Origin of the sequence: Nocardioides houyundeii (assembly GCF_002865585.1) — a bacterium.
Taxonomy (GTDB): Bacteria; Actinomycetota; Actinomycetes; order Propionibacteriales; family Nocardioidaceae; genus Nocardioides; species Nocardioides houyundeii.
The window spans coordinates 3821319-3840802 of record NZ_CP025581.1; the positions used below are offsets into that span (position 1 = coordinate 3821319).

A 19484-nucleotide genomic window follows, 5' to 3' on the forward strand; every position below is an offset into this window, starting at 1 on the left:
CCGAGGCGAGGTTCGTGACCCTTCCCCCGGGTTAGAGGGGCATGCATGCCCCTCTAAGCGCAGGGAACCCCGGCTAGGCGGGGATCCCTGCCACCCGCATCAGCCCTGGCGGGCGGCCCACCACTCCCGCAGCGCAGCCTCGGCCGCCTCCTCGGACATCGGGCCCTCGTCCATCCGCAGCTCCAGCAGGAACTTGTAGGCCTCGCCCACCTCGCGACTGGGGCCGATGCCCAGGATCTCCATGATCTGGGTGCCGTCGAGGTCGGGCCGGATCGAGGCCAGCTCCTCCTCCTCCGACAGCTTGGCGATCCGGGCCTCGAGGTCGTCGTAGGTACGGCGCAGCCGCGCGGCCTTGCGCGCGTTGCGGGTGGTGCAGTCGGCTCGGGTGAGCACGTGCAGGCGCTCCAGCTGGTCGCCGGCGTCGCGGACGTAGCGGCGCACCGCGGAGTCGGTCCACTCGCCCGAGCCGTAGCCGTGGAAGCGCAGGTGCAGCTCGACCAGCTTGGTGACGGCCTCGATCTGGTCGTTGGAGAAGCGCAGCGCCTTCATCCGCTTGCGGGTGATCTTGGCGCCCACCACGTCGTGGTGGTGGAAGGTGACGGTGCCGTCACCGACGAACTTGCGGGTCCGCGGCTTGCCGACGTCGTGCATGAGGGCGGCGAACCGGGAGACGAAGTCGGGCTCGCCGCCGAGCCGGTCCTCCATCTCGATCGCCTGCTCCAGCACGGTCAGCGTGTGCTCGTAGACGTCCTTGTGCCGGTGGTGCTCGTCACGCTCCAGGGCGAGCGCGGGCAGCTCGGGCAGCACGTGCTCGGCCAGCCCGGTCTCCACCAGCAGGCTCAGCCCCCGGCGCGGGTACGGCGCACAGATCAGCTTGACGAGCTCGTCGCGGACCCGCTCGGCGGAGATGATCTCGATCCGCCCCGCCATGGCGCGCATCGCCTCGAGCACCTCGGGGGCCACGGTGAACCCGAGCTGGGCGGTGAAGCGGGCGGCCCGCATCATCCGCAGCGGGTCGTCGGAGAAGGAGTCCTCCGGTGTGCCGGGAGTGCGCAGCACCCGGTTGGCCAGGTCGACCACGCCGCCGTACGGGTCCTCGAAGTCGCGCCCCGGCAGTGCCACGGCCATCGCGTTGACGGTGAAGTCGCGTCGTCCCAGGTCACCGATCAGGGAGTCGCCGAAGTCGACCGAAGGTTTGCGCGAGTCCGGGTCGTAGCGCTCGGCCCGGTAGGTGGTGATCTCGATCTGCCACGGGCCCTTGCGACAGCCGATGGTGCCGAAGTCCCGTCCCATGTCCCACATCGCGTCGGCCCAGCCCTTGAGCAGCTTCTCGGTCTGCTCGGGACGGGCGTCGGTGGTCAGGTCCAGGTCGTTCTGGAGACGGCCCAGCATGGCGTCGCGCACCGGTCCGCCGACCAGGTGGAGCTGGTGACCCGCGTCCGCGAAGCGGGATCCGAGCTCGTCGATGACCGCACCGATCCGGTCCAGCTCGGCGGCGACGGTCTGCTGGACCTCGACCATGCTGAGGGGCGGGAGAACGGGAGCGTCGGACACGGGGAGCCAGTCTAGGCCCAGCAGTCCCGACCCTCGGCGACTAGAGTCGACTCGTGCCCCGCCGTTCCTCGCTGAGTCCTGCCCTTGCGGCGCTCGCGACGCTGGGCGTGCTCGTGGGCCTGCTCACCGCGACGCCGGCGAGCGCCGCACCGACGCCCGCACCGCAGGAGTCCGAGGCGCTGCGCCTGGAGCTGGAGTCCCTCACGCCGTCGGTGCTGACCGACGCCCGGGAGGTGCGGATGTCGGGCAGCATCACCAACGACAGCGACGAGACCTGGACCTCGATCAACGTGATGCCGTTCCGGTCCCTGACCCCCATCACGGACGGCGGCACGCTGTCGGCGGCCGCCGACGTGCCGGTGGACGAGATCGTCGGCGAGCGGATCCTGACCGAGGGCGCCTACGACAACGTGGAGGTCCTGGAGCCGGGTGAGTCCGAGCAGTTCGAGGTCACCATCCCGGCGGGCCAGCTCGACTACGGCGACGGGGTCTACTGGGTGGGCGTGCACGCCAGCGGTGAGACCGAGACCCAGCCCCGCGACGACTACACCGACGGCCGAGCCCGCACCTTCCTGCCGGTGGTGAGCTCTCCGAAGCGATCACTGCCGGCGGCCCTGGTGCTGCCGCTGCGCAGCTCCCTGCACCACGACGCCCAGGGCCGCGTCGCGAACCCGGCCGCCTGGGCCCGGCGGCTGTCACCGGGCGGACGGCTGCACAACCTGCTGCTGGCCGGCCGCGAGGCGGGCGCCCGGCCCGTCACCTGGCTCGTCGACCCGGCCATCCCGCTGGCGGCCTCTCGGCTGGCCCAGGGCAACCCGCCCACCAGCATCACGCCCTCCCAGACGGCTGAGGAGGAGTCCGGCACGCCGACGCCTGCGCCGTCGGCCCCGGCCGAGGCTGATCCCGACGAGGAGCCCACCGAGGCCGAGCAGGCTGCCGCGATGGCGGCTGAGGAGTGGCTGCGGATGTTCAGCGAGGAGATGGGCAGCCACCCGGTGCTCGCGCTGCCGTACGGCGACGTCGACGCGTCCGCGCTGCAACGCACCGACCCGGAGATGCTCGAGCAGGCCGTGGCCCGCTCCGCCGAGGTGATGTCCGTCCTGGGGGTCGTCTCCACCCCTGTGCTCGCCTCCCCCGACGGCTTCCTGTCCCCCGCCACCGTGAGCGCGGCCGGTGAGGACACGCTGGTCCTGCTCAACGACAAGGCGCTGGACCCCGCCGTCATCGGTGGGGCGGTGCCCAGCACCGGGGAGATCCTGGGTCACACCTTCGCCACCACCTCCTCCGGAGTCGCCGACGGCGGCCCCGGTCCGGAGTCCCCCTCCGGGCCCATCGCGGTCCGTCAGCGGGTGGTCAGCGAGGCAGCGCTGCGTCTCATCAACGACGACCGGTCACCGCTGGTGATCGCGCCGCCTCCCAACTGGGACCCGGCCACCGGCTCCGCCGAGCTCTACTCCACCTTCGACGACGGCCTGATGCGGCTGCGCCCCCTGGGCGAGCTGGTGCGCAAGGGCACCTCCCCGGGCCGCAGCGGAACCGGCAGGTCGCTGGCTCCCGACCCGTCGGTCCCCGACGACGCCCTGGTGTACGGCGAGGCGCAGCGCAGGGCCGAGCTGCCGACCACCAACGTCCACGCCGCCGCCCGGATGGTGGAGACCAGCAAGCTGCTGGAGAGCGTCCTGACGCGCGATTCGACCGTGGTCTCCCAGACCCGGGACGTGGCGGACGCCGACATGTCCTACTTCGCGCGTCGTCGCCCGGCGGTCTACCGGTCCCGCAGCACCCAGGGCCGGGAGCACCTCAAGCGGCTGCTCGGCTCGGTGCGGATCGACGGCCCGCCCGACGTCATCCTGTCCAGCAACAACGGACAGGTCGGGGTCTCGCTGGTCAACGACCTGCCGGTGCCGGTCACGGTCCGCATCGAGGCCCGCTCCACCGGGACGATGAAGGTGAGCGAGCAGCCGCCGGTCACCCTGGCTCCCACGTCGCGTCAGCAGCTGAGGTACTCCGTGAGCGCCGCGGACCAGGGCATCGAGTCCCTCACCCTCCGGCTCACCGACGCCGACGGCGTCCCCATCGGGTCGTCCACCACCTTCCCGGTGCGCACCAGCCAGGTCAGCGGCATCCTCTGGGTGCTGATGGCCGGCGGTGCGCTGCTGCTGTTCGGGGCGATCGGGGTCCGGCTGCTGCGCCGGGTGCTGAGGTCCCGCCGCGACCCCGCGCCGGAGACCGACGTACAGCCCGAGCACGACGACATCCTGGAGCCGGAGCCCGCCGAGTGAACGCCGACCCGCGCACCCCCACCAGCGAGCCCACCGGCGCGCCGACCGACGAGGTGGCTCCCGAGGACGCCGCCCGCGCCATCCGCGCCAACAGCGTGGTGATGGCGGTCGGGACCGTCTTCTCCCGACTCTCCGGCTTCATCCGGGCCGCCCTGCTGGTCACCGCCCTGGGCGCAGGGGTACGTGCGGACGTCTTCGCCCTGGGCAACACCATCCCGAACGCGATCTACATCCTGCTCGCCGGCGGCATCTTCAACGCCGTCCTGGTGCCCCAGCTGGTGCGGGCCCTGAAGAACGACGAGGACGGCGGCGAGGGTTACACCAACCGCATCATCACCCTGGCCGCACTGTTCCTGGGCGCGGTGACCCTGGCGCTGGTGGCGGCCGCGCCGTGGGTGATGGAGCTGTACCTCTCCGCCAAGTACGACACTGCGGCCCTGGCCGAGCACAAGGACTCCGCGATCGCGCTGGCGCGGTACTGCCTGCCCCAGGTCTTCTTCTACGGCATGTTCGTGCTGGTCGGACAGGTGCTCAACGCCCGGGGCACGTTCGGGCCGATGATGTGGGCGCCGATCGCGAACAACGTGATCGCGGTCGCCGTCCTGGTCGCCTACCTGGTCCTCTACGGACGGGCCGGGGAGGTCGCGGCCCAGGGGGCGCTCTCTCCGGGCCAGGAGGTGCTGCTCGGCGTCGGCTCCACCCTCGGCATCGTGGCGCAGTTCCTCATCCTGCTGCCGTTCCTGCGTCGCTCGGGCTTCCTGTACCGGCCGCGCTTCGACTTCCGCGGCACCGGGCTGGGCCACACCCTGCGCCTGGGCAGCTGGACCGTGCTCTTCGTGGTGGTCAACCAGATCGCCTGGACGGTCGTGGTGAACCTGGCCTCCAGCGGGCCGGTCAGCGGCGAGGGCGGCACCGGGTTCGCGGTCTACTCCTACTCGATGCTGATCGTCATGCTGCCGCACGCCATCGTCACCGTCTCCCTGGCGACCGCGGCGCTGCCCCGGCTCTCGTCGTACGCCGCGGACGGCCGGCCCGACCTCCTGGCGCGCTCGCTGACCTCGACCCTGCGCACCTGCCTGGTGGTGGTGGTCCCGTTCGCGGCCCTGGTGCCGGTGCTCGCCTGGGACATCGCCAACGTCGTCTACGGGTTCAGCGACGACCCCGAGACGGTGGGCAGCTTCGTGCCCTCGTTGCGGCTCTTCGGCATCGGTCTGGTCCTGTTCACCGTCCACTACCTGATGCTGCGGGGGTTCTACGCGCTGGAGCGGACCCGCACCGTCTTCTTCATCCAGTGCGCGGTGGCGGGCACCAACGTGGTCGCGGCGGTCCTCCTCGTGCGCGAGGCCTCCGCGGTCGACACCTCCCCGGCGCTGGTGATCGCCTACGCAACGGCGTACCTGGTGGGGTCGGTGGTCAGCTATGCGGTGCTGCGCCGCACCCTGGGTGGTCTGGACAGCACGCGCATGCTGAGGTTCGCGATCCGTCTGGTGGCCGTGGTGGCCCTGTCCACGGCACTGGCCTGGCTGGTCTCCCTCGGCCTGGACGCCCTGGGCCAGCAGCCCAACCCGCTGGTCTCCCTGGGTCGCGGCGCCGTCGTGGGGACCGTGGACCTGGTGGCCCTGGTGCTGCTCGCCAGACTCTTCCGGCTCGGCGAGGTCGGCGAGCTGGTCGATCCCGTGCTGGACACGGTTCGTCGCCGCCTGCCGAGACGTTGACAGCGCCGTACCATGATCGCCCAGAAGCAACCCCGCGACTCACGACCACTACCCCTGCGACTGGAGGACCGTGCCCGCGTCGATCCACGCCGGTGACCTCCTCGCCGGCCGCTACCGGATGGTCGACCTGCTCAACGAGACCGAGGGCGGGTGGTTCTGGTGCGCCCACGACGAGGTGCTGCAGCGCCAGGTGGCGGTGCACCTGATCGCGGCCGGGGACGACCGCGAGCCGGCGCTGATGGACGCGGCACGTCGCTCCGCGGCGCTGGTGGACCGGCGCAACCTGCGGGTGCTGGACGCCGACCGGGACGACCGGGTCTGCTTCGTGGTCAACGAGTGGGGATCGGGTGAGTCCCTGGACAACATGCTCGCCCAGCAGGGCCCGCTCTCGCCGCGACGAGCCGCCTGGCTGGTGGCCGAGGTGGCCGACACCCTGGCCGTGGCTCACGCCGCGGGCAAGGCCCACGGTCGGCTGATCCCCGAGAACGTCCTGGTCGACGAGAACGGACAGGTCCGGGTGATCGGCTTCGCCGTCGACGCCGCCCTGCACGCCCTGCCGCCGCACCGCATCGCCGAGGACGTCACCGACCTCGCAGCCCTGCTGTACGCCGCCCTGACCGGCAAGTGGCCCAGTCGTACGCCGACCCGCGTGGACCCCGCGCCGCAGGTGGCCGGACACCCCCTGCGCCCCCGCCAGGTGCGCGCCGGGATCCCCCGTCCCCTCGACGTGCTGTGCGACGTGGTGCTGTCGTCGGCGGACGACGGGCGCCCGAGCGGACTGACCGCGGGCCTGAGCGGTCTCGGGCACCGGGGCACCCACGACCTGACCAGCGCGGCCGGGATCCGCGACGCGCTGGAGGAGTTCCTCGGCGCAGCAGCGACCGGCACCCTGCCGGTGACCGGTCTCGCGCCGCAGCCGGCGCAGGACCAGTCCCCGGGCCCGGCTGTGCCCCAGCGACCGGAGCACACCACCACGGGCCCGTCGACCAACGGCGCCGCGTCTCCCCAGCCCCCGCCGCCCGTCGGCATCACCGAGCTCCCGACCGAGGCCGGGATGCCGGTCTTCCACGAGGGGGACGAGGACGTGGAGTGGCTCCGGGCTCGCGCCCACCGCCCCGCGCCGCCTCCTCCTTTCGACACCCCCGCCGAGCGTCCCCTCTTCGCGCCGGACCCGGAAGAGGGCGAGCCCGCCCGGCGCCCCCGCGCACCGCGCCCCGCTCCCGAGGGCGGGCACTACTGGCCCTGGGACACCTCCGCGGGCCACGGCACGGGTCACGGCACGGGCCACGGGCTGACCGGGAGCGGTTCCGGCGTGCTGCGCCCGGTCCCACCGGCCGAGGTGCCCGGTCGGGGCTGGCTACGACTCGCCATGCTGGTCGGCTTCGCGGCACTGGTGCTGCTGATCGTGGTGGCGGCCTACCAGCTGGGAGGCATGAGCGGCCTGGGTGGGGGCGACGGTGGGTCGGACGACGACTCGACCGCGAAGCAGGAGACCTCCCTGTCCCCGCTGACCGGTCTGGTCGCCGACGACTTCGACCCCCAGGGCGATCCCCAGGAGGAGTACCCCGAGCTCGCGCCCCTGGCCGTCGACGGTGACCCCGCCACCCGGTGGCGCACCAGCACCTACGACCAGCAGTTCGGGCCCGGGGGGCTCAAGAGTGGTGTGGGACTGGTCCTGGACCTCGGCAAGCCGCAGCCGGTGGGCGAGGTGGCGATCAGCGTGGTCGGTGGCAGCACCGACGCCCAGGTCTACGTCACCGACACCGCCCCCACCTCCCTCGAGGGCCTCGCACCGGCTGGGACGGGGTCGGACCCCGAGACCATCACCATCACCCTCGACCCCGAGGTGACCGGACAGTTCGTGACCGTGTGGCTCACCGCGCTTCCGGAGGCGGCGGGCGGGTTCCGCGGGGAGATCGCCGAGGTCGAGGTCCGGGGATGACGTCCCGGAGCGGCAGCCGCCGCTCGGACTCCGACCTGCTGGCAGCTCACGTGGCCGGGGACCCGGACGCCTTCGGTGAGCTCTTCGCCCGGCACCGGGACCGACTCTGGGCGGTCGCACTGAGGACCATGGGCAACCCCACCGACGCCGCGGACGGGCTGCAGGACGGCATGGTCGCGGCGTTCCGCCGGGCGGCCTCCTTCCGGGGCGAGGCCGCGGTGACCACCTGGTTGCACCGCGTCGTGGTCAACGCCTGCCTGGACCGGATCCGGGCGGCCAAGGTGCGGGCCACCACCGCGCTGCCCGACGACCTGGAGGAGCACGCGGCACGAGGGAGCCTGGCCTCGGCCCACGCGGTGGACCCGGTGGACTCCGTCCTTGAGCAGGAACGGCGGCAGCTGGTCCTGGATGCCCTGGCCCAGCTCCACCAGGACCAGCGGGCCGCCCTGGTCCTGGTGGACATGGAGGGGTTCGGGACCTCGGAGGTCGCGCTGATCCTGGGCTGCGCGGAGGGGACGGTGAAGTCCCGCTGCTCACGAGGCCGGGCCAGGCTGGCCACGCTGCTCGGCCCTCTCCTGGGGCCGGGAGGCCCACCGACGGGGGACGGCCAGGAACCCAGGGGCACCGCCCGGCGTCCCACTCCGGGGGCGCGGGCGCCCGACGCGCCGTCCACCCCAGCGTCCACCCCAGCCGACCACCCGAGCCAGAGCCGATCAGGACCCGAGGAGGTGCACCCATGACCGACGATCCCGACCCCCAGGCCCGCCCCGTCCCCGACGACGACGGCGAGCACGACGCCGTTCGACGGCTGCTCGCCGCCTCACGGGTGACGTCGGGGACCCCGGACGCGGTCACGACCCGGCTGGATCAGGCACTGGCCGCACTGCTGGCCGAGCGGAGCTCGACCGAGGGGCACCGCGGCAGCGAGCCCGACGACGGGCCCTCGCACGGGCCCTCGCAGGTGCCCTCGCAGGTGCCCTCGCAGGTGCCCTCGCAGGCTGTGGTTGTCCCCCTGCCGGTACGCCGGCGTCGGGTGCTGGGCTGGTCCGTGGCCGCGGCGGCCGCGGTCGTGATCGGTGGCCTGGCGGTGGGCTCCGGGCTGGGCTCCGGGCTGCCCTCCCCCGGCGACCAGGACGACACGGCGTTCTCCGACGCCCAGGGACCAGTCGATGCCGGACCAGAGCAAGTCGAGCCCGAGACAGGACCGCAGGCGGGCCAGGACCAGCGCGGCGACTCCCCTGGCCCCGGCCGCTCCCCTGCCCCGCTCGACGGCGCCGTCGCCCTGAGCAGGGACTCCCTGGAGCGCGACCTGGTGCTGCTGCGTGCCGCGGGGCCGGAGCCGGAGCCGACGCGCCGGCTGGCGGACGCCGGCTGCCTCCCACCGGTGCGCGGCGAACGGTTCAGCGTGCGGCTGGACGGGCGTGCCGCAGTGGTGGTGCTCGGACCGGTCCGGGCCGATCGCCAGCGGGCGCGGGTCTACCTGTGCGGGGCGGAGCGCCCGGTCGCCTCGGCCCTGCTTCCCGCCCCCTGAGCCGGGCCGCGGTGGGAACAACCCTGACCTACCATCGGTTCCACATCACGTGGGACGCCCGGCGCCCCAGGATCCTGAACTCCGACCCTTGAGGGAGTGCACCGCGCAATGAGCGACACCCAGACCCGCAACGTCATCATCATCGGCTCCGGCCCGTCCGGCTACACCGCAGCCGTGTACGCCGCCCGGGCTGCCTTGGAGCCGCTCGTCCTGGAGGGCTCCGTGACCGCCGGGGGCGCTCTGATGAACACCACCGAGGTGGAGAACTTCCCCGGGTTCCGCGACGGCATCATGGGTCCGGCGCTGATGGACGAGATGCGGGCCCAGGCCGAGCGCTTCGGCGCCGAGCTGATCCCTGACGACGCGATCGAGGTGGACCTCACCGGTGACGTCAAGGTCGTGAAGACGGCCGAGGCCACCTACACCGCCCGCTCGGTGATCCTCGCCACCGGCTCCGGCTACCGCAAGCTCGGCCTTTCCCGTGAGGAGGAGCTCTCGGGCCGCGGCGTCTCCTGGTGCGCGACCTGCGACGGCTTCTTCTTCCGTGACCAGGCCATCGCCGTGGTCGGGGGCGGCGACTCCGCGATCGAGGAGGCGACCTTCCTCACCCGGTTCGCCTCGAAGGTCTACCTGATCCACCGCCGCGACGAGCTGCGTGCCTCCAAGATCATGCAGGAGCGCGCGCTGGCCGACCCCAAGCTCGAGATGGTCTGGAACTCCGAGATCGCCGAGATCAACGGCGAGGACCGGCTCGAGTCGGTCACGCTGCGGGACACCGTCACCGGGGAGCAGCGCCCGCTGGAGGTCACCGGCCTGTTCATCGCGATCGGTCACGACCCCCGTTCGGAGCTGCTGACCGGCCAGGTGGACCTCGACGACGACGGCTACGTGGTGGTGAACCACCCGTTCACCGCGACCAACGTGCCCGGAGTGTTCGCCGCCGGCGACCTGGTCGACCACCACTACCGCCAGGCCATCACCGCGGCCGGCACCGGCTGCGCGGCGGCACTGGACGCCGAGCGGTACATCGCCATGCTGGACCACGCCGCCTCCACCGCCGGCTCCGTCGAGGAGACCGTCGAGGTGGTCAACGAGGAGATCCAGCCCGCTGGCGCCTGAGCCGCCAGGGGAACATCTGTCCCCCCTCTCGTGTTCACTTCACCAGAGCATCCCTGCACCATCCTCCGCCCGGAAGGAACCACCACATGTCCAACATGCCAGCCGTGACCGACGCCGAGTTCGAGACCCAGGTCCTCAAGTCCGACAAGCCCGTCCTGGTGGACTTCTGGGCGGAGTGGTGCGGCCCGTGCCGCCAGGTCGGTCCCATCCTGGACGAGATCGCCGGTGCCCACGGCGACAAGATGACCTTCCTGAAGATGAACGTCGACGAGAACCCCGTCACCCCGGCCAGCTACCGCGTGACCGGCATCCCGACGATCAACGTCTACCAGGGTGGCGAGGTCGTGAAGTCCATCGTGGGCGCGCGACCCAAGGCCGCGATCCTCAAGGAGCTCGCGGACCTGATCTGAGGCTTCCCTTCGCCTGAGGCTTCAGCCTCTGCGGCGACAACGCCGGGCGCACGGCACCGTACAGGCGCTCCACGGCCAGCTCGACCTCGCTCTTCCAGGTCCGGGTGGTTCGGAGCTCCATCCGCATCCGCGGCACGGTGCGGTGCGCCCGCTGCGTCTTGAAGCCCACCGCTCCCAGGAACTCCACGGGCAGCAGGCACGAGCCCGGTTGGGGCCAGTTCCGGCCGAAGGCCTCCACCGCCACGGTTTCGCGGAGCACCAGGTCCCGGGCCATGCCCTGGATCAACATCCGGCCCAGGCCCTGCCCCCGGAACGCCTCCGCGACGTACAGCTTGGCCAGCACCACCGCATCCTGCGAAGGCGGCGCCGTGGGCAGGGCAGCCAGCCCCGGCAAGTACCACGGCGGGGCGTAGACGGCCGCTCCCACCGGTACGCCGTCCACCAGGACGGTGCGCCCGCACGAGCCCCACTCCCGCAGCACGCCGGAGAGCCACGCCTCCACCTCGGCCGCCTCCTGCCCGGGCTCGACGCGGGAGATCGCCACGGCGTCGAGCTGCCAGCGCAGGCAGGTGCGCAGGTGCTCGTCGAGCTGGGCGAGGTGGTCCACCGTCAGCCGGACGACCTTGCGAGACATCGCTTCTGCTCCCTTCCGCCGCACTCTGCCCGACCGAGCCTCGACATATCCATGCTAGGGGTGGTGGGCCCGGTGAGAGGATGCACGCGTGCGCCCCATCAAACAGAGCAAGAAGCTCCGCGGAGTCCGGTACGACGTGCGAGGCCCGATCCTCGTGGAGGCCCAGCGCCTGGAGGCTGAGGGTCACCGGATCCTCAAGCTCAACATCGGCAACACCGCGCCCTTCGGCTTCGAGGCGCCCGAGGCGATCCTGGCCGACATGATCCACCACCTGCCGGACGCCCAGGGCTACAGCGACAGCCAGGGCATCTACTCCGCGCGGACCGCGGTGATGAACTACTACCAGTCCCACGGACTGCGTGACGTCGGGGTCGAGGACATCTTCATCGGCAACGGTGTCTCCGAGCTGATCTCGATGGTGCTGCAGGCGTTCGTCGACGACGGCAACGAGATCCTGGTGCCCGCCCCGGACTATCCGCTGTGGACGGGCGCGGTCACCCTGGCCGGCGGTACGCCGGTGCACTACCGGTGCGACGAGGAGAACGACTGGAACCCCGATCTGGCCGACATGGAGGCCAAGATCACCGAGAACACGTTCGGGATGGTCATCATCAACCCGAACAACCCCACCGGTGCGGTCTACACCGAGGAGACGGTCAAGGCGATGGTCGACATCGCCCGCCGGCACGAGCTGGTGATCTTCTCCGACGAGATCTACGAGAAGATCCTCTTCGAGGACGCCGTCCACCACCACACCGCGACGTACGCCGGCAACGACGTGCTGACACTGACCTTCAGCGGCCTCTCCAAGGCCTACCGGGTCTGCGGCTACCGCGCCGGCTGGGTGATGATCTCGGGTCCCAAGGAGCTCGCCTCGGACTTCCTCGAAGGCCTCACCCTGATCGCCAACATGCGGATGTGCGCCAACGTGCCGGCCCAGCACGCGATCCAGACCGCCCTGGGCGGCTATCAGTCGATCGAGGAGCTCATCGGTCCCGGTGGGCGGTTCTACGAGCAGTCGATGCTGGCCCACCGCCTCCTCAACGAGATCCCCGGGGTGAGCAACGTGAAGCCGCGGGGGCGCTGTACTGCTTCCCCCGGCTGGACCCCGAGGTCTACGACATTCAGGACGACGAGCAGTTCGTCATCGACCTGCTCCGAGCCAAGAAGATCCTGGTCACCCACGGCAGCGGGTTCAACTGGCCCACCCCCGACCACTTCCGGCTGGTGACCCTGCCCGACACCGACGTGCTGGAAGAGGCCATCGGGCGCATTGCCGACTTCCTCGCCACCCGTCGCTGACACCCCTGCTCTAGGCTGCTGCAGCCCTTCCACTCGACCCCAGGAGCCCTCCCACATGCGGGACATCAGCTATCCCCCGATCATCATGACCGCCAAGGCCGGTTTCCGCCTGCTGGGCCAGTCGTTCGACATCAAGGGGACCGAGCACATCCCGGCCGAGGGAGGGGCGCTGCTGGCCTACAACCACATCGGCTACCTCGACTTCATCTACGGTGGCTTGGCCGCCCACATGGCCGAGCGCAGCCGGCTGGTGCGGTTCATGGCGAAGAAGGAGGTCTTCGACCATCCCGTGGGCGGGCCGGTGATGCGCTCGATGCACCACATCGCGGTGGACCGTGGCGAGGGCATCTCCTCCTTCCGGGAGGCGGTCCGCTACCTCGAGGCCGGTGAGCTGGTCGGGATCTTCCCGGAGGCCACCATCTCCCGTGCGCTGGAGCTCAAGGAGTTCAAGAACGGCGCGGTGCGGATCGCCGCGGAGGCCGGAGTGCCGCTCGTGCCGATCACGCTGTGGGGCACCCAGCGCATCTTCACCAAGGACCACCCGCGAGACTTCACCCGGGGACGCAGCATCACCATCACGGTCGGCGAGCCGCTGCACCCCACCGGCGCGGACCCCGCGGCGGAGACCGCCGAGCTGCACGCGGTGATGTCGGCACTGCTCGATGAGACGATCGCTCGCCATCCGGCCGAGGAGCAGCCCCCCGGCTCCTGGTGGCTGCCGGCCCGCCACGGCGGCTCCGCTCCCACCCTGGAACGGGCGGCGGAGCTGGACGAGCAGGAGAAGCGGGAGCGGGCCCAGCGCCGGGCTGCCGCTCGCAAGGCATCCGGGTCCAAGAAGTAGCCAAGCCGATTCACTGATAAAGCGTTTTGTCGACAAAGTGCTTTACATCTTTGTCGGGTGATGTCCCTCAAACCAGGCTCTTTTGCCGCTCTGAGGGTCTCCAGAGGGCAATTCTCAGCGCTCCTGAGGGATCTGAGCGGGGCCAGGAGCAGCCTGACTCGGCTCAGAATCGTTCTGGGAGAACTCCCACAGGGTTCTGACGCCCCCAGGATCGGGCTGGGCGGCTCACCCAACGCCCCGACGACCTCACGACGGCGTCGGGGCCGACCCAAAGGCCGGGTGGGCGGGCGGGCTCAGATGGGGCGATCGTCCCGGTTGCGCGGATCCATCACGTCGACGATGCGGCGCAGGTCCTCCATGGACGCGAACTCCACGGTGATCTTGCCCTTGGACTTGCCCAGGTCGACCTTCACCCTGGTCTCGAACCGGTCGCCGAGGCGACTCGCCAGCTCGGTCAAACCGGGGGCGACCGGACGGTTGCGCCGCGGAGCACGCTCGGGGCGGGTGGGATCGCCCAGGGACACGATCTCCTCGAGGGCCCGGACACTGATCCCCTCGGCCACCACCCGCTGGGCGAGGCGGTCCTGCTGCTCACCGTCGTGCACGCCCAGCAGCGCACGTGCGTGCCCGGCTGACAGCACCCCGGCCGCCACACGGCGCTGCACCGCGGGACTCAGGTTGAGCAACCGCAACGTGTTGCTGATCTGCGGGCGGGACCGACCGATGCGCTGGGCAAGCTCCTCGTGGGTGCAGCCGAAGTCCTCCAGGAGCTGGCCGTAGGCGGCCGCCTCCTCCAAGGGGTTGAGCTGGGAGCGGTGCAAGTTCTCCAGGAGGGCATCTCGGAGCATGTCCGAGTCGTCGGTCTCCCGCACGATCGCCGGAAGGAGCTCCAGACCGGCCTGTTGAGCCGCGCGCCAGCGGCGTTCGCCCATGATGAGCTCGTACGAGCCGGGCTCGGTCTCGCGGACCACCACCGGCTGGAGCAGGCCGACCTCGGTGATCGAGTGGACCAGCTCCGCCAGAGCCTCTTCCTCGAAGACCTGGCGTGGCTGCCACTGGTTGGGGCGCACGGCCCCGATCGGCAGCTCCTTGAAGTAGGCACCCGAGGCGGCCAGGGGAGCCTCCCCGGACGTCGAGGCGGGGGAGGGGTGGCCAGCCGAGACCGGATGCTCGGCAGCGCTGCCCTCAACCTCGTCTGCCAACTCCGGCGCTGCACCCGAAGCATGCGAAATCGGGGCCTCAGCGAGCGATTGCGCGCCGCGAGCGGTCTCGAAGTCGCGCTCGGAAGGCTGGGGGGCCGCAGGAGCCGTGGGAATCAAGGCCCCCAGACCACGACCAAGACCACGGCGGGGGACTTCGGGGGTTGCTCATGCGGTGGGTGCTCCCTTGACGGCGATCTCGCGGGCGGCCTCCAGATAGCTGAGGGCGCCCGGTGAACCCGGATCGTAGGTCATCACCGTCTGACCGTACGACGGCGCCTCGGACACCCGGACCGAGCGCGGCACCATCGTCTTCAGCACGGTACTCCCGAAGTGCTCCCGCACCTCCTCGGCCACGCCCGCGGCGAGTCGCGTGCGGGCGTCGTACATCGTGATCAGGATCGTGGTGACGTCGAGCCGCGGGTTGAGGTGCGCCTTGACCATCGCCACCGTCTCAAGGAGCTGTCCCAGCCCTTCCAGCGCGTAGTACTCGGCCTGGATCGGGATCATCATTTCCGCGCCTGCGACCAGGGCGTTGAGAGTCAGCAGGCCGAGCGACGGCGGGCAGTCGATGAAGACGTAGTCGAAGCGCTCCTCGCCGATCGTGCTGTCTCCTACCAGCGGATGAGCCTGGATCGCCTTGTGCAGCCGGTTCTCGCGCGCCACCACGCTGACCAGCTCGATCTCCGCCCCGGCGAGATCGATCGTGGCCGGACAGACCACCAAGTTGGGCAGCTCGGGACAAGGCGTGGTGATGTCTGCCAGGGCGGCGCCGTCCACCAGGAGGTCGTACGTCGACGGCACCCCCCGGTGGTGATCGATGTTGAGCGCGGTCGAGGCGTTGCCCTGGGGATCTAGGTCGATCACCAGCACGCGTTGCCCCAGCTGGGCCATCGCCGCGGCTAGGTTCACGGTGCTGGTGGTCTTGCCGACCCCGCCCTTCTGGTTCGCCACCACCATGACGCGGGTGTGGTCCGGGCGGGCGGGCTGCTGACGACCCAGCGCTCCCTGCCGCGCCATCACCACGTGCTCGGCCGCGCGGGCCAGGGGGGTGCTGTTGTCGTAGTCCCTGGTGTCCTGCTCCGCGATCTGAGCCGCGGTGCGGAAGCCCGTTCCACGTGAAACATTCGATGCGGTCGTCGCGGAGGGTTCGTTGGACGAGGTCACTGGCGAAGAGCTCCCGGTTTCTGAGGGGTGGGGCTGGGTGGGCGAGGTGCTGAGCAGCACGTCGACCAGGTGGTTCGACGTTTCACGTGAAACTGGGGTCTGGTCCGAGAACCTCGACGAGGAAGTCGGAACGGGCGAGAGTGAGGTTTCACGTGAAACACGGGCAGACGTGACGGCGCCGCGTTCCTCCCCAACATCCCCAGAGAAATCCCCAGCCTGTGGATAACTCTGGCCGATCTGTGGAGAGTCAGGCTCAGGGGACCCTCCTGGACCGGTGGATAACTCTGGCCGGCTTCCAGCCGTCAGGTCACCATCGTTCACGCCAGACCCCTTCGCACTGCTTGTCCAGCGGCACCGCGTCCGCCTTCACTTCACTGTCTCCACCCGGGCGGAGCTGACTCACGAGCCGCCGCGCGACCCGGGTCGCCGAGATCGAGTGTTCTTCCGCTTACCCGGCTTGCCGGCGTGACGAGCCGGGCGCAACGTTAGCGTGCCGGGATCCGCCCACGAAACCCGTACCGCGAAGGTCGGCGGGCTGTCCCCGACCCCGGGGAGGTGGAGCACCTCCGGCTCCGCGCAGCCGAACGCCGCCAGAGTCGGGGCGGCGGCAAGGACCTCGTCCGCCACGGAGGACCCCTTGAGCGCCAGCAGGCTTCCCTCAGCAGCCACGAGCGGCATCGACCACTCCAGGAGCCGCCCCAGCGGCGCCACCGCCCGGGAGGTCACCAGGTCGAAGGACCGCGACCCGTGCAGGGCATCCGCCCGGGCACGCACCACCTCCACATTCTCCAGGCTCAGCTCGTCCACGACCTCGGACAAGAAGGTGGTCCGGCGCAGCAGGGGCTCGACGAGGGTGACCACCAGCTCCGGGCGCTGGATGGCCAGCACCAGGCCGGGGAGGCCGGCGCCAGAGCCGATGTCACACACAGTGCGCACCTGTGGCTCCACGGCGCTGCTGAGCACGGCCGAGTTCAGCAGGTGCCGGTCCCAGAGGCGCGGCACCTCACGGGGCCCGATCAGTCCCCGGACCACGCCGTCCGTGGCGAGGCGACCGGCGTAAGCCTGCAACAGTGGCAGTCGCTCGGACGCGAACACCCCCGAGCCACCTCGGGCATCGGGGGCAAGGGGGGTGGCTCCGCGGACGAGGCCGCGGTTTCACGTGAAACGGAGTCGTTCACTCGGGGAGGATCACCACGTAGCGCCTCGGCTCCGCGCCTTCGGACTCGGAGACCAGACCGGCCGCCGTCACGGCGTCGTGGACCACCTTGCGCTCGAAGGAGCTCATCGGGTCCAGCTCGACACGCTGACCCGAGGCCCGGACCTCGGAGATCAGCTTGGCGGCCAGCGCCTCCAGCTCCTGGCGCTTCTGGGCCCGGTAGCCGGAGATGTCCAGCATCAGCCGGGACCGCTCGCCCGTCTCGCGGTAGACGGCGAGCCGCGTCAGCTCCTGCAGGGCCTCGAGCACCTGTCCGTCGCGTCCCACCAGCATCGACAGGTCGGCACCCACCACGGAGACCGACGCGCGGTCACCGTCCACGTCCATGTCCAGGTCCCCGTCCAGGTCCGCGATGTCGAGCAGCTCCTCGAGGTAGTCGGCCGCGATGTCGCCCTCGGCCTCCAGCCGCTCCACCTTGCTCGGCCGCGTCGGGCCGTCGGACTGCGACCGGTCGTCGGCAAGCGTCTCGTCGACTGCGTCACCGGGCTGCACGTCGTTCTGGTTCTCGCTCACGCGGGTCTCCTGCTGGGTAGGGATGGCGGCCTCGCGGCGCCGACAGTGGGGGTCAGCGCTTCTTGCGCTGAGACTTCGTCTGACGCTTCGGTTGCTGCCTGGGCGCCGGGCGCTGAATCGGCTCGTGGATCTCCTCAGCCGTCTCCGCCTCGGTGGCGACGGGCGAGGTGCCCTTGCGCACCGCCTTGGCCTTGTCCCGCTCCACCTTGGCCGCGAAGGCCGGCGTCCCCGGGGCGGGGTTGTTGCGGATCACGTAGAACTGCTGCCCCATGGTCCACAGGTTCGAGGTCGTCCAGTACATGAGGACGCCGATCGGGAAGGCGATACCGCCCACGGCAAAGACCACGGGGAGCACGTAGAGCAGCATCTTCTGCTGCTGGGCGTAGGGCCCCGACAGCGCGTCCGCCGGCATGTTCTTGCTCATCAGCTGGCGCTGGGTGAGGAAGGTGGTGGCGGTCATGGCGACCACCAGGACGGCGGCCAGCACCATCACCCCGGTCTGGCCGTCTGCCTTCATGAACGTGTCGGCGAGCGGCACGTGGCCGAACAGCCGAGCCTGGCCGAAGTCCTGAGCCAGGTCCTCGGTGAGGACGCCGTGCGCCTTGCCCTTCTTGGCTGCCTGGTCGAGCAGCCGGAAGAGCGCCAGGAAGATCGGCATCTGGAGCAGGATCGGCAGGCAGGAGGCGAAGGGGTTGGTCCCCGCCTCCTTGTAGAGAGCCATCGTCTCCTGGGCGAGGCGCTCCCGGTCGTGCCCGTACTTCTTCTGCAGCTCCTTGACCTTGGGCTGGATCAGCTGCATGTTCCGGCTGGACTTGATCTGCTTCACGAACAGCGGGATCAGCGCGGCCCGGATCACCAGCGTCAGGCCCACGATGGAGAGCGCCCACGCGGCCCCACCCTGGGGGTCGAGCCCCACGTTGCTCAGGAGGGTGTGGAAACCCACCAGCACCACCGAGATGATGTAGTACAGCGGCGTCATGATGGCGCCGCCGATGTCACCGAAGAAGTCGAGCACTCAAGCTCCTTGAGTCGGAGTGGGGTTCGCGGAGGTGCGAGGAGGAACGGGGTCGTAGCCGCCAGGGGACCACGGGTGGCAGCGCACCAGCCGCCGTACTGCCAACCAGCTGCCCTTGATACTGCCGTACTCCCGAACCGCGTCCAGGGCGTACGCCGAACAGGTCGGGTGATAGCGGCAGACCTGGCCGTACAGGGGACTGATGAACGCCCGGTACAGACGCAGCAGGCCGATCAGGACGTACTTCACGTGCCGCTCCGAGCCCCGAGCACGCGATCGAGCCCGCGGCTCAGGTCGCGACCCAGGTCGGCGTACGACGTCTCAGCGGCGGCGGGCAGGGCACGCACCACGAGCACACCACGACCCGGGAGCTCCGTGAGGTGCTCTCGGGTCAGGTTGCGAAGACGACGCTTCACGAGGTTGCGGGCCACGGCGTTGCCGACGGCCTTGCTCACGACGAAGCCGATCTGGACCGGTGCCGGACTGTCCTCCGCGGCGTGCCAGTGGACGACCAACGACCGGGAGCCGGCACGGCGACCTGCGCGGACCGCGCTCCTGAAGCCCTCACCACGAGTAAGACGCGCGGAGCGGGGGAGCACGACGCAGGCCGGAGAGGTCGGTTCGTCGTGGGCAGGCGTCAGACTGCCAGTTCCTTGCGCCCCTTGCGGCGGCGCGAGGAAAGGATGGCGCGGCCGGCGCGGGTGCGCATGCGCAGGCGGAAACCGTGCACCTTGTGACGGCGGCGGTTGTTCGGCTGGTACGTACGCTTGCTCACGAAATTCTCCGATGTTGTCTCTGTGCGGGTGTCCACTCCGGCGGGGATGTCCTGCGCCAAACTTCGGCAGGCACCGCCCCCCCACGGCACACACCCTTGGACTGGCGTGAATTTCCGTGGACGTGCGGCACCGGTCGACCACGAGCGGACGTCGGGCGACCTTGCAACGGTACGCGCTGACCAGATTCAGGGTCAAACCAGCGCGGATCGTCATCCACAGGGACCATACCCAGCCTGTGGATGACGTCTTGCTCCCAGGCTTCGGCGCT

General features: G+C 70.6%; 19 protein-coding genes. 9 read left to right on the plus strand and 10 right to left on the minus strand.

Going from position 1 to position 19484, the window contains the following annotated elements:
* Positions 1–99: 99 nt before the first annotated feature.
* On the minus strand, positions 100–1521 hold the full coding sequence (locus tag C0R66_RS18380) for a CCA tRNA nucleotidyltransferase (RefSeq protein WP_101525927.1): 1422 nt from the start codon (positions 1519–1521) through the stop codon (positions 100–102).
* Between the two features lie 86 nt (positions 1522–1607).
* On the opposite strand from C0R66_RS18380, the gene C0R66_RS18385 reads away from it, so the two are divergent.
* From C0R66_RS18385 to trxA, 7 genes are all read left to right on the plus strand, one after another.
* Positions 1608–3836 carry a DUF6049 family protein gene (locus C0R66_RS18385; RefSeq protein WP_158648139.1) on the plus strand — a complete coding sequence of 743 codons (2229 nt, stop codon included), beginning with the start codon at positions 1608–1610 and terminating at the stop codon, positions 3834–3836.
* On the plus strand, positions 3833–5551 hold the full coding sequence (murJ, locus tag C0R66_RS18390) for a murein biosynthesis integral membrane protein MurJ (protein ID WP_240311751.1): 1719 nt from the start codon (positions 3833–3835) through the stop codon (positions 5549–5551). Before C0R66_RS18385 ends, murJ begins: the two co-directional genes overlap by 4 nt.
* A 70-nt stretch (positions 5552–5621) precedes the next feature.
* Complete coding sequence (locus C0R66_RS18395; protein ID WP_101525929.1) at positions 5622–7493, plus strand: protein kinase family protein; 1872 nt, start codon at positions 5622–5624, stop codon at positions 7491–7493.
* A complete protein-coding gene (gene sigM / locus C0R66_RS18400) occupies positions 7490–8233 on the plus strand; it encodes an RNA polymerase sigma factor SigM (RefSeq protein WP_101525930.1) in 744 nt (247 codons plus the stop codon). Before C0R66_RS18395 ends, sigM begins: the two co-directional genes overlap by 4 nt.
* Positions 8230–9024, plus strand: a complete 795-nt coding sequence (locus C0R66_RS18405; RefSeq protein WP_101525931.1) for a hypothetical protein — start codon at positions 8230–8232, stop codon at positions 9022–9024. The genes sigM and C0R66_RS18405 overlap by 4 nt, the downstream gene beginning before the upstream one ends.
* A gap of 108 nt (positions 9025–9132) precedes the next feature.
* Positions 9133–10143, plus strand: coding sequence for a thioredoxin-disulfide reductase (gene trxB, locus C0R66_RS18410; RefSeq protein ID WP_101525932.1), 1011 nt, complete (start codon positions 9133–9135; stop codon positions 10141–10143).
* An 86-nt stretch (positions 10144–10229) separates the two neighbouring features.
* Complete coding sequence (gene trxA / locus C0R66_RS18415; protein WP_101525933.1) at positions 10230–10553, plus strand: thioredoxin; 324 nt, start codon at positions 10230–10232, stop codon at positions 10551–10553.
* Here trxA and C0R66_RS18420 read toward each other — a convergent pair.
* On the minus strand, positions 10528–11187 hold the full coding sequence (locus C0R66_RS18420; protein ID WP_101525934.1) for a GNAT family N-acetyltransferase: 660 nt from the start codon (positions 11185–11187) through the stop codon (positions 10528–10530). The two genes, trxA and C0R66_RS18420, sit on opposite strands and share 26 nt — an antisense overlap.
* A gap of 88 nt (positions 11188–11275) precedes the next feature.
* Between C0R66_RS18420 and C0R66_RS18425 the strand changes: the two genes are divergently transcribed.
* Both C0R66_RS18425 and C0R66_RS18430 read left to right on the plus strand, forming a co-directional pair.
* On the plus strand, positions 11276–12418 hold the full coding sequence (locus C0R66_RS18425) for a pyridoxal phosphate-dependent aminotransferase (protein WP_277869142.1): 1143 nt from the start codon (positions 11276–11278) through the stop codon (positions 12416–12418).
* Positions 12419–12544: 126 nt separating this feature from the next.
* Positions 12545–13330 carry a lysophospholipid acyltransferase family protein gene (locus C0R66_RS18430; RefSeq protein ID WP_101525935.1) on the plus strand — a complete coding sequence of 262 codons (786 nt, stop codon included), beginning with the start codon at positions 12545–12547 and terminating at the stop codon, positions 13328–13330.
* Positions 13331–13623: 293 nt separating this feature from the next.
* Here C0R66_RS18430 and C0R66_RS18435 read toward each other — a convergent pair whose 3' ends face one another.
* The 8 genes from C0R66_RS18435 to rpmH form a co-directional block, all read right to left on the minus strand.
* Complete coding sequence (locus tag C0R66_RS18435; protein WP_241901515.1) at positions 13624–14532, minus strand: ParB/RepB/Spo0J family partition protein; 909 nt, start codon at positions 14530–14532, stop codon at positions 13624–13626.
* A gap of 165 nt (positions 14533–14697) precedes the next feature.
* Entirely contained in the window at positions 14698–15696 is a 999-nt protein-coding gene (locus C0R66_RS18440) for a ParA family protein (protein ID WP_420818791.1), read from the minus strand.
* 399 nt (positions 15697–16095) lie between these two features.
* Complete coding sequence (gene rsmG, locus C0R66_RS18445; protein ID WP_101525937.1) at positions 16096–16791, minus strand: 16S rRNA (guanine(527)-N(7))-methyltransferase RsmG; 696 nt, start codon at positions 16789–16791, stop codon at positions 16096–16098.
* 79 nt (positions 16792–16870) lie between these two features.
* Positions 16871–17425: a Jag family protein gene (locus tag C0R66_RS18450; RefSeq protein WP_158648140.1), complete on the minus strand. Its 555-nt coding sequence runs from the start codon at positions 17423–17425 to the stop codon at positions 16871–16873.
* 52 nt (positions 17426–17477) lie between these two features.
* Complete coding sequence (gene yidC, locus C0R66_RS18455; RefSeq protein ID WP_240311773.1) at positions 17478–18404, minus strand: membrane protein insertase YidC; 927 nt, start codon at positions 18402–18404, stop codon at positions 17478–17480.
* Between the two features lie 36 nt (positions 18405–18440).
* On the minus strand, positions 18441–18689 hold the full coding sequence (gene yidD, locus C0R66_RS18460) for a membrane protein insertion efficiency factor YidD (protein ID WP_101525939.1): 249 nt from the start codon (positions 18687–18689) through the stop codon (positions 18441–18443).
* Positions 18686–19039: a ribonuclease P protein component gene (gene rnpA, locus C0R66_RS18465; RefSeq protein WP_101525940.1), complete on the minus strand. Its 354-nt coding sequence runs from the start codon at positions 19037–19039 to the stop codon at positions 18686–18688. Before rnpA ends, yidD begins: the two co-directional genes overlap by 4 nt.
* A gap of 38 nt (positions 19040–19077) precedes the next feature.
* A complete protein-coding gene (gene rpmH / locus C0R66_RS18470) occupies positions 19078–19215 on the minus strand; it encodes a 50S ribosomal protein L34 (RefSeq protein ID WP_101525941.1) in 138 nt (45 codons plus the stop codon).
* Between the last annotated feature and the right edge of the window lie 269 nt (positions 19216–19484).